Below are 16,330 nucleotides of genomic sequence, written 5' to 3' on the forward strand. Positions count from 1 at the left end.
CCTCTTTTCTCGTCGCTTTATGTGTCTTGTATAGATTCTTGTATAGCTGTATCTATAATTTATAGTTATATCATGATCATATAATAATTATATAATAATTATATTTTTAGTTATTTTGATATATGTCATTTACAGCAATATAGGTTATTTATTATATATTAATATATAATTTAAAATTAATATATAAAGTAGTGCAATATAAATTTATAAAATAACGGAAAATAGAAAATAGAAAATAGAAAAATACAATTTAAATAATTTAAATAATTTAAATAATTTAAATATTTGGTGTTATCATGGGAGTACAACTTAACGAATTAATTTCAAAAAAATCAATTTCAAAAAAAGAGCTTAACAATAAAAAAATTGCAATTGATGCTATGAATGTAATTTATCAATTTTTATCCAGTATAAGGTTGAGAGATGGGACGCCTTTGAAAAATAGTAGCGGAGAAGTAACTTCTGCCTATAACGGTATATTTTATAAAACCATCAATATGCTTGAAATGGGTTTAACACCGATATGGGTTTTCGATGGTCAGGCTCATGAATTAAAAGAAGTTACACGAGAAGAAAGGCGTAAAACGAGACAAAAAGCACTTAGTGAATACCTTGTTGCAAAAAAAGAGGAAGACACTGAAAAAATGCAAAAATTTGCAAAGAGAATGAATTATTTGGATACAAATATGATTTTAAATTGCAAAAGACTTTTGGATTTAATGGGAGTACCCCATTTAACGTCTGGTTCCGAAGGAGAAGCCCAATGTGCAGAAATAGTAAAAAATGGAGATGCTTTTGCAGTTGTTAGTCAAGATTATGACTCATTACTATACGGTGCGGACAAAGTAATAAAAAATATGACTAGCTCTGGCTCCAAAGAATTAGAATACATAGAATTAAGTGAAGTTTTAGAAGAACTGGGCGTTACTCGTAGTCAATTGATTGATATGTCAATTTTAATAGGTACGGACTACAATCCAAAAGGTGTTAAGGGATTAGGTCCTAAAAAAGCTCTTGATATAGTTAAAAATAATCAGATGGAAAAATACGTGCCTGAGATAGAAAACTATTCAGAAATTAGAAAAATATTTGATAAGCCAGAACTTTCAGAATACAAAAAAGGCGATTTAAAATTAAAAAGACCGGATTTAGAAGGAATTTTTAAATTTTTAGTTGAAGAAAATGATTTTTCAGAAGATAGGGTTAAATCGTCATCTGAAAAATTGGACGGACTGATTAAAAATAAATTATCACAGAGTAGTATAGACAGTTGGTTTTAAATTTTAAGCCTTATATCTTATACATAGATAGTTTAATATAGGTAATTCAATATATTTCATATAATCGATTTATAATAAAATAATAAAATAATACTAAAATATTTTAAAAATTTAAATAACTTAATTAATTTAAAAGAATGACACTAAAAGGTGTTAATATGCCAGTATATATAAATGGAAAATCTTCTTCAGTACCATTATTTTTAAAAATAATCTTTTGGATAGGGTTACTTTTATTAATTCCGTTTATTATAGCAGGAATTTTCGTATTATTCGGATATTTCACAATAAAATGGATTTATAAAAAACTTACCAAGGTAGATAGAAAACTTAAGACTAAGAAAATTAAAATTTACGAAAGCGAAGAAGAATTTAATAATTCAAAAAGCTCCAGTTCATTTTTTGGAGAATTTAAAGACTTTATAAATTCACTTAATCTTAAAAGATTTTTAAATCCTTTTGGAAATTCAAAAGGTACTAAAATCGATGAAAATGAAAATATGGACGAATACGTAAGTTTTGAAGAATTTAACGGTACTAATGATACTAATATTAGTAACAATACCAATAATAAAAATACTGAAAAAGATACAGTTACCCCCATAAAAATTGAAAAATTTGAAACTGACGATAGCATTGAAATTAACATATCAAATAAAAATATTGATAATGACAATAATAAAATAGACACAGATAAGGATATTAAAATAACAAATAATGTAGAAAATAAAGAAACTATCGAATTTGATAATTTAGATCATAAAAAATTCGTAGAATATTTAAAATCAAATGGACTTATTGAGAAAAATGGTGCATTGTACTTGTTTGATAAATCAGTCTATGCAGTATACCAAGATTCATATCCTGTTAACGAATTAGTGTCTATTTATGAAGAAAAGCCAGAAACCGATATTGTAATATTGGGGCTTAAAGGAAAACCGTCAGAACCTAAAAAGGTATATAACATACCTACTAAAATAACAGAAAATAAAATGAAATTAGAAGATTTAGAAGAATTTGAGATTAAATTATAGTATTCGATTAAATACATTGATTTATCTCCTATTTTATTTTTTTAATATTTTTTAATATTTTTATTCATTTTTAACTATATTTAATTGTTTAACTTTTGGTTTTAAATAAGATATATATAGTTAAACGATTATTATCTAATTACAAGTTACAATAATATGCTAAGACACGTTAGCATATGTTATATAAACACGGCACTAATCAATAACAAAGATTATAACTTAGTGTAGGAAATGGTGAGAACTATGGCAAGAAAAAGAAGAGTAGAAGCAAACCCGTTTAAAGAAATGCCGTCCATATTATATCCTGATGAATTAATGGACAAAGCATACTTGCGAGCTGAAAAATTAGCTGGGGAATTAAGGACTACAACTAGAGGATTAAGTACCCCTAAATCAAGAATTATTGAAGATAACAAAATTAGGGTTATTTCATCAGTTTTATCAGATAATTTAATAAAAATTGTTGAAAAAACGCCATCAGTTGACAATTTACAGCCATTTTATAGGGAAATATTGGAAATTATGGTGGGAAGTGACGAATTTAAAAAATCACTTGCTGCAATTCAATGGGCTTCAGATATAATCAAAAGATTAGGTGTACAATATTCAAGAAGAGCTAAAAAAGCTAAATCTCCACAGGATGCTTCATTCTACAGGAAACAGTTTGTAGGTAGAGTTTCTTCAATTATAAAACAGATTTACCCTAATTTGGCATTTTTAGGTGTTGCACAAAACAAATTAAAGAATATACCAACAGTTAAGGATTTACCTTCAATAGTTATTGCAGGATACCCTAACGTAGGTAAATCTACATTATTAAGAACCCTTACAGGCGCAGAACCAGAAGTAAACACTTACCCATTTACTACAAAAGGTTTAAACATCGGATATACTGAAGAAGGAATCCAGGTTGTTGATACACCAGGTGTTTTGGATAGACCTATCTATGAAAGAAACGATATTGAGCTTCACGCGGTTATTGCGATAAACTACTTGTCTGATGCTTTAATTTACGTTATAGACCCTACTGAACATTGCGGTTTTACAGTTGACGCACAGATGAGCTTACTCAAGGAAGTAGAAAAGACTTTTAGCGTTCCGGTAATTGTTGCTATGACAAAATCCGATTTAGAAAATGTGGATATGGATGAAGACAAAATCGCAAGAATTGAAGATATGGAAAAAGAATTAGAAGACTTTAACGTTGTTAAGGTTTCATCCATCAATAAAGAAGGTATAGAATCTTTAAAATTCGAAATTCTTGAAACAATTGATAAAATAGGATTATCTGAATTAATAGAACAATAAAATTTATTTATTATCTATTATCTATTATCTATTATTTTTTTATTATTACATTTATTTTTTTATTTTTTTATTAGTTTTAATATTTTATTCTTTTTTATGTACTTCTTATTTTATTTTTAATATTTTTATTTTCAATATTCGTTAATTTGTATAACATTAATATATACCGTAAAAATATAATATATATTATATGAAAATTATATTGTACGAAAATATTGTATGGGAATATAAAATAAGTAAATTAAGAAAAATAACACAAAAATACGGGTAAACTTCGATATTGAGGAGGGGGTCCTTTTGAAGCTATCTCTTGAAGAAGGTACTTTTGCAGTACATGAAACAAGGCAAATTTTGAAGAATTATTTAAACGGTACGGATTACTCTATATCTAATGCTCCGAAAATATTTAGTGAGACTAGAGGGGTTTTTATATCTTTATACACTCAGTCCGACAATAACTTGCGAGGATGTATTGGAATACCAGAACCTGTTATGCCCCTTAAAGATGCCTTAAAGGAAGCTGCAATTAGTGCTGCAGTCCACGACCCACGTTTTACACCCATAACACGTGATGAATTAAAGAAAATAGATATAGAAGTTAGTATATTGACACATCCTCAACTTTTGGACGTCGAAAACCCAATGGACTATATAAAAAAAATGAGCATAGGTAAACACGGTTTGATTATTGAGTTTGGTACATATCGAGGGTTATTACTACCCCAAATTGCAAAAGAATATAATTGGAGTAAAAAGCAGTATCTTTCGAATTTGTGTACTAAAGCAGGTATGCACCCCACTGCATGGTTAGAATATGATGTCAACATCTATTCATTTGAAGCACAGGTTTTTAGGGAATTAAAACCTGAAGGTATGGTTACGGAACGTTTAGATTTTAGGGGCTGTGGGTTAGATAAGAAATTATAAAAAATTATAATAAACTATAATAAACTATAATAAATTAAAAAATTAAAAAATTATACGAAATTATAAATAATAAAAATAGATATAACCAAATATCATGAAATTGAATAATGTAAGGTGAGTAATTTGGATTTTGAAAGTGATGAATTGAAAAAATATACTGTAATTGATGAAAATAAGTTAAAAGTTAAAAAAGTAGTTTGTAAGTTCTGTAATCATGAATTTGAAGCAGTTGGCTCTAAAACAATATGTGAAATATGTGAAAAAATCCAAGAAATTTAATTAAGTTGAATAACTTATTTTAAATAACTTATTTTGATTAAATTATGTTAAATAAATTATTTTAAGTAAATTTAGATTTTCCCCAATGCGTTTAAGAATTTTTTAGTCTTCTTTTTCTTAATGTTATTGTATTCTTTTAATTTTGCAATATCGAAAGGCTCACAGTCTAATTTTTTAGTTATATCTTCAAGATTGCAAATAATTTTTAAGACTGATTCTATTTCAGATTTAGAGTAACCATAGTTTTCTACAAGATCCCAATCGTAAGCCAAATACAATAAAATACCACCAGTTAATTTTATCGGTAAATCATACTTTGGGAATTCCTTTTCCAATATTAGTTTGTAGTTTAAAACTTTTTTATGGTCATTTTTGAGCCTTAACCATGCTAATTGAGATTTTGAGGGGGTTACCAATATCGAAGGGAATAAATTTGAACGTGTCCTTTCATCTGCCGTGTTATTTAAGTAATATTTCAATAAATCATTTGATAAATAAGATAGTGGAACATTTAAACAGGCGTCTTCAAATATGGCATTCTCAACTTCAAGAGATTTTTCGAGACATTTTAAAGGTTTTCCGTCCTTATATAATCCGCAATCTTCCAATTTAGAAATTAATTGTAATTTTTTAAATTTTAACTCATTTATTTGCCTAACATCTATGATACCACCGTCACAGTCGGCACGCTCATAATTTTGACAAATTTGCTTGTACTGACTTATTAAGGATAATTCGCTCATGTTTAACATTTTTGAAATGTTTTTTAATATTTTATCCCCAATTAGTGACTGGTAAGTGTGCAGATAAGATAAAGCTAGAATTTTTTTAACGTATTGGTCGTTTAAAAGCTTACTTTTTGTATAATTCTTTTTTATAGAGGTTATTATCGCGTCTCCATACGTATCCCGAATATATTTTTCATAATCTTCTTCTTCGACTTTAATACGCTTAAATTTTCTCCGTCCATTTTCCTTTATAACAATAGATAATGTTGTAGAGCTTAAAGTAGATTTACCTTCCGAATTTAAGATTGTTAGGAATTTTTTGTAAGTTTTGACTACGTAATGAGGCAATTGTAATAAAAATTCTTTGTAAGAGCCATCGTAGGGTAAATTACATATTAAATCTAAATTTCCGGAGTCCTGTAAGTTACCGATTGCTATTTTATGGGAAACTATGGCATACTTAACACGTTCGAGCGAGCCCTTTTTTTCATCGACTACGCGTCTTAAATAAGATGAATAATTCAATATATCGTATATATCGTCTTCTTCACCACCGTTTAGTCTACCAACACCTATATATGGAGTATCAAAACCTTTTAACTCCATTTTTTCCCTATAATCTTCTAAAATTACCAAGTTTTTTTCTAAATCATTTAAAAGTTGCTTTTCATTTGAATAAATACTATATTTATCAAAATTTTCAAATTTATTGGGTTTATATTCGGTATTGTTTTTATTGTTTTTATTATCTTTATTATCTTTATTATCTTTATTATCTATGGTATTTTCTACATCTGTGTCATTTTCATCTTTTAAATTATCAAATTCTACATTATCAAATTTATTAAGTGGATTATCATCATTTAAAATACTTAAATTATCGTATACAGTACAATATACCTTTAAATTTAAATCCGCCAAGCTATCTAAAAATTCATTACATTCTAAGATTAATGTACTGCTATCCATAATTTCACTTTGCGTCCTGTTGTCATATTATGCGAGTATATGTTGTAATTTATAATTATAATTTATAATTATAATTTATATGGGTTATAATTTATAGTTTGTAGATTAAATTATAGTTTAAAGCATAGTTTACACGTTATAGTTGACCCTATAATTAAACTATAGTGTTAATTTTGAATAAATTTGCTAAAAATGTATTATATTCCTTTAAAAATAACATAATACATAAACCGTAAAAATAGGTTATATTAAAGTAGTATTTAGTAATTTAATTAGATATTGTTTTATAGTTTATATAGTTATCACTAGTTTAGTATTTTATATTTGTATATCAACATATTTATATTTATTCATTATCAAATTTTTTATTTATTATTTTATTTATTATTTTTATTTATTATTTTAAATTCTTTCGATATACTTATCCTTTAAAATTTCCCCTTCTTCGGGATTTACGTACTTAGGATAAGTTATTATTTTTCGTAAGTTACCTTCTACGATATTGTACAATAATTCATCAACCGATTTGTACTTTCTTGGGCAATATGCGTATAATCTATCTTCTTTCACGAAATATTTTGGATTATGTGCTATAAAATTATCAACACCTTTGGGTGAGTAAATAGGAGGTCCCATTTTACACATTACGTCAGGCATTTCGGAAATTAAGAATTCCCAAGATATATAACAGAAACTTTCATTTGCATGGTTTGAAAATCTTACAATGGTAAAGTCATTGTCCTCAAATATGTGAGAAATACTCTTTTGTAGCCTATCCATTTGCGGATATATGATATCGTCCACTATTTCAGGATTTCTAGGTATTTTTAAGCATAATTCATAACCTTTTTCCCTATCATTTATGTTATTTAGCACTTTTTTATCATAATCATAGAAATATTCGATATTTGGATTTTCTAAAAATTTTCTAGAGTAAAGTACAAATTTATAGAAATTTTCAGTACTTAATGCGGCTGCTACGTTTCTATCTAAATCCGATGGATCATAAACAATTAATGGTTGATTTTTATAATCTTTATTATCCAAAAATTTGTATTCTTTTAATTTTATGATGTTGGAATTATTTTCATCTAAATTATTTAAATTTATTAAACTTATATTGGCGTAATGTTCATTGAAATAAATATTTGGATTTTTTAAATATTCTGTATTCCATTCTGGGCTTTTTATGTTGTATATCTCCAAAATATCCGTTAAAAGTATTTTCTTACCTGCTTTCCACATTCTAGCGGAATCCAATAGATTTATAAAGCCACCATAATAATAAATCAATAATTCACATAGGTAACCTGAAAAGCCAGCAGTTTTTAAATCAGAACCATAAAGTCCTATGCCCTTTAAAAACCTTTTTAAGATTATTACATCGTCAGTTATTGCATTGCTAGAGCAAGCTTCATATCTTTTATAGGCATTCAACAAAAATTCGTTATGTAATGGCGTCCTATCAACTGAAGATATAAGTTTTTCGCCCCATTGGATATCATAGCAAGGTACGAGGTCTAATGAAAATTTATCAATTTTTGCAGTGATATAAGGATGTTCTGCGTATTTTATCCAATATTTTCCATTTAATTTTTTTACAAGTTCCATTCCAAAATTTAAACCGATTTCCTTTAATTCTTCTCTATCAGTATTTTTCTCAAATTTTAAAAAAATATCGATATCGTGGTCATTTTTTAGATTGGTACCCCTAGCAGTCGAACCCACCCGTACAACATTTAAAATAGGGTATTCTTTCATTTTATTTATTGTATCAATGACCTTTTTTGAAAAAGTAGTTAAATGAGTCTTTTCATCTTCGCAGGGTTTAACATCCTTTAAAACTTCATTTAAGATACTTTGTATTTTTTGCATTTTTTGCACTTTTGCACTTTTATCGGAATTTAAATTTTTATGAACCATGAAATCACTCTTAAATTATTTTAAATTATTTTAAATTACATTAAATTATCTTAAATTATTTTAAATTACATTAAACTATTTGAAAATTAGGGTTATATATTATTTTATACACACATATAGCGATACGGATAAATTGACTAATATATGGATTAAAATTAAAAGTAAAATTAAAAGTAAAATAAACGATAATAAGCTTATTAAATATTTAAAGAATGTATTTTTATATTTTAAAATATTGAGGAGTATCTCGAGAATTAATCCGTATTAGGGTATTAAATTAGTAATAAACTAAATAATACACTAAAACAACTTAGTTACGAACTAAACCTTTGGAATCTCCTGCATTTATTTTATGGAGACCGTCTTCAGACGTTGTGCTTAACTTATCTGCTGACTTTGTATTTATATATTTAAAAGCATTGTCTGCAAGTCTTTTAGATAGGTTATCAGGGATTGCTTCGTCTTTTTCAGATAAACCTTCTGCAATACATGCTGCAAGTAAAAATATAGCTGCTCTTTGTTCTGTTTTTAATTTGTGGATGTGGTGAGGTTTTACATCTAATTTTTCATAGATTTCATAGTATTCACATTTATTTTGGTCAGGCATTATTTCTTTGAATACATGTACAAAAAATTGATGAAGTTCCATTAGTTGTTCTTTATGCATATTTTCTCCCATATACTGGTTATTACATTAAATACACGATTAAACTACAATTATCCGAATATAACTCAATATTACATAATGTATACAAGGTACTAGTATAAGATTGTACGATTATGTTATTAGGGCATTAAGTTACGTAGGAATAAATCTAACAATCGAATAGATACAAATAAATAATAATTTCTAAATTTATAGTTTTATGCTAGTTTTAACGTTAATTATAATTTTAAATTAATTTTAAATTAATTAGAATTAAATTTGAATTAATTAGAATTAAACTTAATTTTTATATAAAACTACACTTATATGATTATATTTTTATAAGAATAAATAGTTTTTGGGACTATTTTGTCGATTATTTTTCATATGTCCGCTATTTTTCTTATTTTTGACTTATTATTCTAATATTTATTTATTTTTTAATAAGTATATTATGTCGTTAATTTTATAAATATATTAGCAATATGTCAACAATATAACTATTCCTATAATTATTTCCCTTTATCATATATAAAATAACTGCAAGAATTAATTATATGCACTCGATTGTGATTTAACAGTAAATTAAACTTTATAACGACCATATTAGTTATAATGGGTAAAAGTTTAGTAACTTTTTTGATTTTTAAATTTTTTTTTAGAATTTTTTACATTTTTGCGAAATTTTGTTAAATTACATCAAATAAATATAAATAATAAGTTTATATACATTTGATGTACTTAATATCTCATGATATTTTAAAATTATTAACTTATTATATGTATTAAAATTATTAGCTCTAGATTTATTAAAATTTACTAGGATTTCTAATTATTTAGGTGATGGCATGATATTACTTGCACTACCAAACAAAGGAAGAATTTCAAAACCAGTTAATGAAATATTAGAAAAAGCGGGTTTAAAAATAACCGTTAGAGGAAGAAGCTTATTTGCAAACACTGTTGACGACGAAATAAAAGTAATGTTTGCGAGAGCGAAAGATATTCCTGAATTTGTAGCCGATGGCGTTGCAGACGTTGGAGTTACGGGCTACGATTTAATGTTGGAAAGGGATACTGAAGATAAAATTGATACACTTCTTGATTTTAAATTTGGAAGCGCTAGATTAGTTATCGCATCCCCAGAAAATTCTGAAATAAACAGTCTTGAAGATATTAAAGACGGAATGAAAATAGCTACGGAATTCCCTTGTTTAACCAGAAAATATTTGGAGAAAAAGGGTTTAAACCTTGAAATAATCGAGTTAAGTGGTGCTACAGAAATAGCTCCATTTATTGGGATTGCCGATTTAATTTGTGACTTAACATCTACAGGTACAACCTTAAAATTAAACAGACTTAAGGAAGTTTGTGAAGTAGTTTCATCAACGACGAGACTTGTAGCAAATAAAAACGCTCTTGAAGATGAGGAAAAAGCTAGAAAAATAAGCGAATTGATGAATGCAATAAGAAGCGTTATGTATGCACAATCTAAAAGGCTTATCATGTTAAACGCGCCAAAAAGTAACGTAGAAGAAATTATAAAGGTTATTCCAGGTATGAATGGACCTACAATCTCCGAAGTAAAATCATATCAAAATACCGATGTGCCAATGGTTGCAATACAAGCTGTTGTAGAGGAAAATCAGATATTTACAATCGTTAATCAGTTGGAAAAATTAGATGGAAGAGATATTTTAGTTGTACCAATTGAAAGAATTATAAACTAAATTATTTTTCTATTTTAATATTTTATTGCTGTATTAATATTTTATTACCATTCTAATTATGATATTGTTGGATTGTTGGATTGTTGGATTATTGTACTATTCTTTTATTATGTTATTATACGTTAATAAATTAAAATGGATAGATTTATTTAAATTTAAATAGTATAACTTATATAAACGTAAAAACGTATAAAGTGTATAGAATAATGAAAATTTAAAATTTATAAAATTTATAAAATTAATATTGATACATTCGGTGGAAAAATGAGCGATGATTTGTCAATGAAATGTGGACTTGAAATTCACGTACAAGTGGATACAAATTCAAAATTATTTTGTATGTGCCCTACAAACTACAAAGATGTAGAACCAAACACGAACGTATGTCCTGTATGTATGGGTCATCCAGGTGCAAAACCAATGCCACCTAACAAAGAAGCAATCGATGTTGCAATTATGGTTGCTAAAATGTTAGGCTGTGAAATGGTTTATGATAAAGATATCTATTTCCAAAGGAAACATTACAACTACCCTGATTTACCAAGCGGATATCAAAAAACTTCCGTACCTATTGGAGTAAAAGGTAACTTCTTAGGCGTTGAAATTACAGAAGTTCACTTGGAAGAAGACCCTGGGCAATATAAACCTGATTTAGGTACTGTAGACTACAACAGGAGCGGTACTCCATTAGTAGAGATAGTTACCGAACCAGATATGAAAAGCCCTGAAGAAGCAAGGGAATTCTTAAGACAGTTAATGAGATTGTTTAGATACATTGGTCACCTTAGGGGAGAAGGTACCATGAGAGCAGATACAAACATATCCATTAATTACAACGGCGTTCAAGGTAAAAGAGTTGAAGTTAAAAACGTTAACTCAATAAAAGGTGTTTTCAAAGTATTAAAGTATGAAATCATCAGACAAAAGAACGTATTAAGAAGGGGCGGAGAAATTAAAATGGAAACAAGGGCTTTTATGGAAGCTCAGATGATTACAAAGTCCATGAGAAGCAAGGAAACCGCTGACGATTATAGGTACGTTCCTGACCCGGATATACAACCTATCGTATTAGACCATGGATGGGTTGAGATAGTTAAAGAAAGAATGCCTGAAACTCCTATCGACAAGGAAAAAAGATTTGTTGAAGAGTATGGTATTAAAGAAGATGACGCTAAAGTTTTAGTTTCAGACCTTGAACTTGCAGATGTGTTTGAAAAAGTAGTTTCACACTTTGGAGCAGATGAAAAAAGCATTGCTTTATCTGTAACATGGATTAGAAACGAATTAAAAAGAGTTCTTACGTACAATAAAGTTGATTTCGTAGATAGTGGATTAACAACCGAACAAATCGTTGAGTTAATCGAATCAATCACCAACAAAACCATTAGCCAGAAAATCGGTAAAAGAATTATCGAATTAATGGTTGAAAACAAGGGTGAAAAGTCACCGAAACAAATTATTGCGGAAGAAGGTCTTACCGTTGTGGGTGACGATAGCGAATTAGAACAATTCTGTGAAGAAGCTATTAAAAATAGTACTGTAGCGGTTGAAGATTACAAATCTGGAAACAATAAAGCTCTTAACTCAATTGTTGGGCAAGTTATGAAATTAACACGTGGTAGGGCAGAACCTGGAAAGGTTGTAAAAATATTGAAATCTAAGTTAGATTAAATTAGATTAATTATCTGCCATTACTATCAATTTTCATCTTTTTTTAAAATTTTGTGTAATTGTATAATTATATAGTTGTATAAAAATATAAATACTTCAAACACATATTATTGTCATTAATTTTGGTTTTATTTTATACAATAGAAATTTAAAAACTTATTATAATTCTGAATATATTAAACTTAAAAAATACAATATTAAAATATGTAAATAGGTAAATTAATAGATTTAGAAATTAAAATAAAAATAACAATAAAAATTAATATTAAGATTAAAAATTAATATTAAAAATGTAACACATGCGTTAATGGTGAAATTATGGAGATATCTGTTATAGGGGCTTCCGGTAAAATTGGTTCACAACTATCATTTTTATTGGCACGTGAGAAATACATTAAAAATATTAACCTTGTGGCTCGTGAAAAATCATTGAATATGCTTGAAGGCGTAAAAATGGATATCTATGATGCTTTAGCAGCTTCTGGGCGAGATGCTGAAATAAAAATTCATAGTGATACAGAAATTGAAAATTTATGTAACAGTGATATGATAATTGTAACATCCGGGGCTAAACGTAACGGCAATATGTCCCGTTTGGATTTAGCAAAGACTAACGCCAAAATTATAAAAAATTATTCAAAAGAGATTGCGAAGCACTGTGATACTAAAATATTTATGGTATCTAATCCGGTAGATGTAATGACATACAAAGCACTAATGGAAAGTGGATACGATAAAAGCAAGGTGTTTGGGTTAGGTACGCACTTGGATTCGATGCGTTTTAAGGTGGCAATCGCTAAATTTTTTGATGTCCATATAGATGATGTTAGGGCGAGGATTGTTGGTGAACATGGCGACAGTATGGTACCGTTGATAAGCTCTGCAGCTATTGGTGGTATCCCAGTGCGTAGATTACCGAATTATGAAAATTTCCCTTACTATGATATCTTAAATAGTATAAAAACACACGGGAAACGTATAAATGGGTTAAAAAACGGCTCTGAATATGGTCCTGCGTCTGCAATAGTTAATATTGTTAAATGTATGGCGAACAATGATAGGAGATTATTAACGTTATCCACATTTCTCGAAGATGAAATAGAAGGTATAGAAGGTAATGCCTGTGTAGGAGTACCAGTAAAAGTTGGTAAAAAAGGAATCGAAGAAATAATACCAATTAAAATGGAAGATTGGGAATACAACTCGTTTAAAAAATCTGTAGATGTACTTAGGGATTACTGCAAATCTGTTGCAGATATCTAATTTACAGAATATTAACTTAAAAAAGCTAAAAATCAAAAATCAAAAATCAAAAAAGTTAGAATTTATTTTTTATTTTATTTTTTATTTACTACTTTATTAATATATTATTATAGTACTATTTTACTTTATTATTTTATTACTACTTTATTATTTTATTATTTTATTATCTTAAAACGTTTGTTAATTCTTCAACAGCTTGGTCTAATAATCCATTTCTGTTTTGAACGATTTTAACAGTAGCTCCTGTTAAAACACCGTATGACATTGCCGCACATCTGTTCATAAATTGGTGTTGTTCGATTGTTGAAGCTGAATCAATGTCTCTAACTCTTGTTTCGTCGCCCATTCTTCTCATTAAGATTTCATCACCGGTTGTTTCTACAACGATTATTAAGTCAGGGTTTAATTCGTTCAATACCCATGATGGCAATCCTGGTAAGTAACCTTTAGGTGTTGATACAGTACTGTGGGTGTCTACTGCTACAGGTGATTCTTTAGCCATCTCTGCTATTTTTCTACCTGCCATCTTTTGAATTCTTTTTTGGGTTTCAGGGTCCATTTTTCTCATTTGGTCTCTATCAGATACTAAGTTTTCTTCCTTTGCAACTTCAAACATTACGGAACCAAAGCTAACCATTTTGTAGTTTACGCCTTCTTTTCTTAAGTTATCCATAGCCAATTGTGATGATGTGGTGCTACCAACGCCAGGTACTCCAGTCACTACTACAACTTTATTTTTCATTTAATCACCGTTTTAAAAATTTTAAAAATTTTAAATATCCTCAAATTTAGATATATACGTCATACGACATTTAGTATATCTATTATTTATTCAACCCACTTATATATTTAAATCTCAATATATAAAAGTTACCCTAAATTGAATAAAAATTATACCATGTTTTAAAAAATTGTAAAAAATGTTAATTTTAAAAATATAATTTTTTAATTAGGAGATTATATTTGTAAAAAACATTTGAAAAATAAAAATAAAAATAAAAATTTTAAATATGTAATATGTATTTTTGTGTTTAAATATATTAATTACTATTTTGGTATACTCGATAAAACTTTTAAGTTTTATCAACTTAGTTATTTACTACTTTAACGCCTGAAGATGTCCATTCTACATAAATAGGTTCTTCAGGAACTTCTTCAAGTGTTTTAAAGTATTCTACGGCAGCTTGTGTACCGAATCTATCTGAACCAGCAAGTAATACAATGTTGTATTCAGTTACTATACCAGTTCCTTCTGACTTAATAGTCATCATTTGTATGGTACCTTTATTTTCTCCAGGGTTTGAATTTGTAATTGAAACTGGGAATTGGTTCATATATTCTTTTGTTAATGCGTTTGCCAAAGGACCGCCAACGATAATTGTATCATCGTCTATTTTAAGACCTTCTGTACATTCGCAAACTGAACTTTTTAATGATTTTGCATAGTCTTTATCGAGATTTGCATAAACTATTTTTGAACCTGAAATCATACTACTTGTTGTAATTGAATCTGAGGTACTGTGATGTCTACTTCCCCTATTATTTGATGAACTAGAGGAACCAGATGATGTAGTAGGTAAGGTTTTCTCAAATTCAACGTCAACTTCAGGGTCTTGTAATAAAGTTAATTCTAACTCTCTAGCACCATCATTATCTAAGAGTTTATACCAACCAAATTCTGACTTCTCAGTTGTTATAGCGTGTTTTTTATCGTTAACTTTAATTGATACTCCTTTTACGGTAAAGTCACTTAATGGTATTCTAAATATAACATATCCTTTTTTGGTGGTGTTATTTGCAATAAATTTAAGGTTTGCTGAAACTTTGTTTGAATTTACAGTCATTTCTGAAGTAACGTTTGTAACGTTAAATCCATTGTTTAAAACTTTTGCATCAGCCATTGCTTCTTTAATTTTATTTAATGAGTCTTGAGCTTCAGCGGAAGTTTTTAAGGTAGTTTTTAATTCTTTAGCTTTCTCATTAGACTTTTTAAGTTTTATGATTAGCTCTTTTGAAATATTTGTTGAAACATTTTTCATTACCGGAATTTCTAAAGTTTCATTGTTTAAGTTAATTGATGTAACATTGAAACCTTCTTCTTCTTCGGTTGTTACGTTACTAATGTTTATTTCATCCCAAACATCAGCACTAATGTTAATGTTTTTTAATGCTTCTTTAACTGTATCGTTACTTACTAATTTAACTGAGAAGTTATATTCTTCAGTTGTGTTTTCATTTCCTAATGTATCTTTAGCAGTTATTGTAAATAAGTATGTACCGTTTGTTAATCCTGCAATAGGGTTGCTTTGATAAACGTTACCTTTAAGGGATAATGTTTCAGCAGGTAATGAAGCTCCATCTACCGGTGTGATTATAGCTTTGACTGTATCGATATTTTCATCGTTAACTACCGCTTTAATAATTATATTTTTATCGTCGATGAAAACATGATCGTTTACAGGTCTTACCCCACTAAATGTAGGTGCTTCTGCATCTACTACGTAAATAACTTCTTCAGTAGCTTCATTTCCAAGATTGTCTTGAGCTACTACAGTTAAGTTGTTTTTATTTC

General features: G+C 28.1%; 12 protein-coding genes and 1 pseudogene. 8 read left to right on the plus strand and 5 right to left on the minus strand.

Annotation, left to right across the window (positions count from 1 at the left end; all coding sequences use genetic code 11):
- Window positions 1-296: 296 nt before the first annotated feature.
- The 5 genes from fen (at window position 297) to J2127_RS06645 (ending at window position 4,828) form a co-directional block, all read left to right on the plus strand.
- A complete protein-coding gene (gene fen / locus J2127_RS06625) occupies window positions 297-1,280 on the plus strand; it encodes a flap endonuclease-1 (RefSeq protein WP_209732777.1) in 984 nt (327 codons plus the stop codon).
- A 158-nt stretch (window positions 1,281-1,438) separates the two neighbouring features.
- A complete protein-coding gene (locus J2127_RS06630) occupies window positions 1,439-2,314 on the plus strand; it encodes a hypothetical protein (RefSeq protein ID WP_209732778.1) in 876 nt (291 codons plus the stop codon).
- 243 nt (window positions 2,315-2,557) lie between these two features.
- Window positions 2,558-3,622, plus strand: coding sequence for an NOG1 family protein (locus J2127_RS06635; protein ID WP_209732779.1), 1,065 nt, complete (start codon window positions 2,558-2,560; stop codon window positions 3,620-3,622).
- Window positions 3,623-3,919: 297 nt separating this feature from the next.
- Window positions 3,920-4,549, plus strand: a complete 630-nt coding sequence (locus J2127_RS06640; RefSeq protein ID WP_209732780.1) for a TIGR00296 family protein — start codon at window positions 3,920-3,922, stop codon at window positions 4,547-4,549.
- Window positions 4,550-4,672: 123 nt separating this feature from the next.
- The gene (locus tag J2127_RS06645; RefSeq protein ID WP_209732781.1) at window positions 4,673-4,828 is read left to right on the plus strand and encodes a hypothetical protein; all 156 of its coding nucleotides are present in this window, start codon (window positions 4,673-4,675) and stop codon (window positions 4,826-4,828) included.
- A gap of 71 nt (window positions 4,829-4,899) precedes the next feature.
- On the opposite strand, the gene J2127_RS06650 is transcribed toward J2127_RS06645, so the two are convergent.
- The 3 genes from J2127_RS06650 to J2127_RS06660 all read right to left on the minus strand — a co-directional run bounded on the left by J2127_RS06650 (window position 4,900) and on the right by J2127_RS06660 (window position 9,115).
- On the minus strand, window positions 4,900-6,525 hold the full coding sequence (locus J2127_RS06650) for a DUF530 family protein (protein WP_245326495.1): 1,626 nt from the start codon (window positions 6,523-6,525) through the stop codon (window positions 4,900-4,902).
- Between the two features lie 402 nt (window positions 6,526-6,927).
- Window positions 6,928-8,400, minus strand: coding sequence for a CCA tRNA nucleotidyltransferase (gene cca / locus J2127_RS06655; RefSeq protein WP_432442930.1), 1,473 nt, complete (start codon window positions 8,398-8,400; stop codon window positions 6,928-6,930).
- A gap of 358 nt (window positions 8,401-8,758) precedes the next feature.
- Entirely contained in the window at window positions 8,759-9,115 is a 357-nt protein-coding gene (locus J2127_RS06660; protein ID WP_209732783.1) for a UPF0058 family protein, read from the minus strand.
- Window positions 9,116-9,942: 827 nt separating this feature from the next.
- Between J2127_RS06660 and hisG the strand changes: the two genes are divergently transcribed.
- The 3 genes from hisG (at window position 9,943) to J2127_RS06675 (ending at window position 13,758) form a co-directional block, all read left to right on the plus strand.
- On the plus strand, window positions 9,943-10,824 hold the full coding sequence (gene hisG, locus J2127_RS06665) for an ATP phosphoribosyltransferase (RefSeq protein WP_209732784.1): 882 nt from the start codon (window positions 9,943-9,945) through the stop codon (window positions 10,822-10,824).
- A gap of 264 nt (window positions 10,825-11,088) precedes the next feature.
- A complete protein-coding gene (gene gatB / locus J2127_RS06670) occupies window positions 11,089-12,495 on the plus strand; it encodes an Asp-tRNA(Asn)/Glu-tRNA(Gln) amidotransferase subunit GatB (protein WP_209732785.1) in 1,407 nt (468 codons plus the stop codon).
- A 318-nt stretch (window positions 12,496-12,813) separates the two neighbouring features.
- A complete protein-coding gene (locus J2127_RS06675; RefSeq protein ID WP_209732786.1) occupies window positions 12,814-13,758 on the plus strand; it encodes a malate dehydrogenase in 945 nt (314 codons plus the stop codon).
- A 163-nt stretch (window positions 13,759-13,921) separates the two neighbouring features.
- Here the strand turns inward: J2127_RS06675 and J2127_RS06680 are convergent, their stop codons facing one another.
- Together J2127_RS06680 and J2127_RS06685 are read right to left on the minus strand one after the other, a co-directional pair.
- Window positions 13,922-14,500, minus strand: coding sequence for an adenylate kinase (locus J2127_RS06680; protein ID WP_209732787.1), 579 nt, complete (start codon window positions 14,498-14,500; stop codon window positions 13,922-13,924).
- 346 nt (window positions 14,501-14,846) lie between these two features.
- A pseudogene (locus J2127_RS06685) lies at window positions 14,847-16,330 on the minus strand (hypothetical protein); the annotation flags it as partial.

Origin of the sequence: Methanococcus voltae (assembly GCF_017875395.1) — an archaeon.
Classification (GTDB): Archaea; AGJL01; Methanococci; order Methanococcales; family Methanococcaceae; genus Methanococcus; species Methanococcus voltae_C.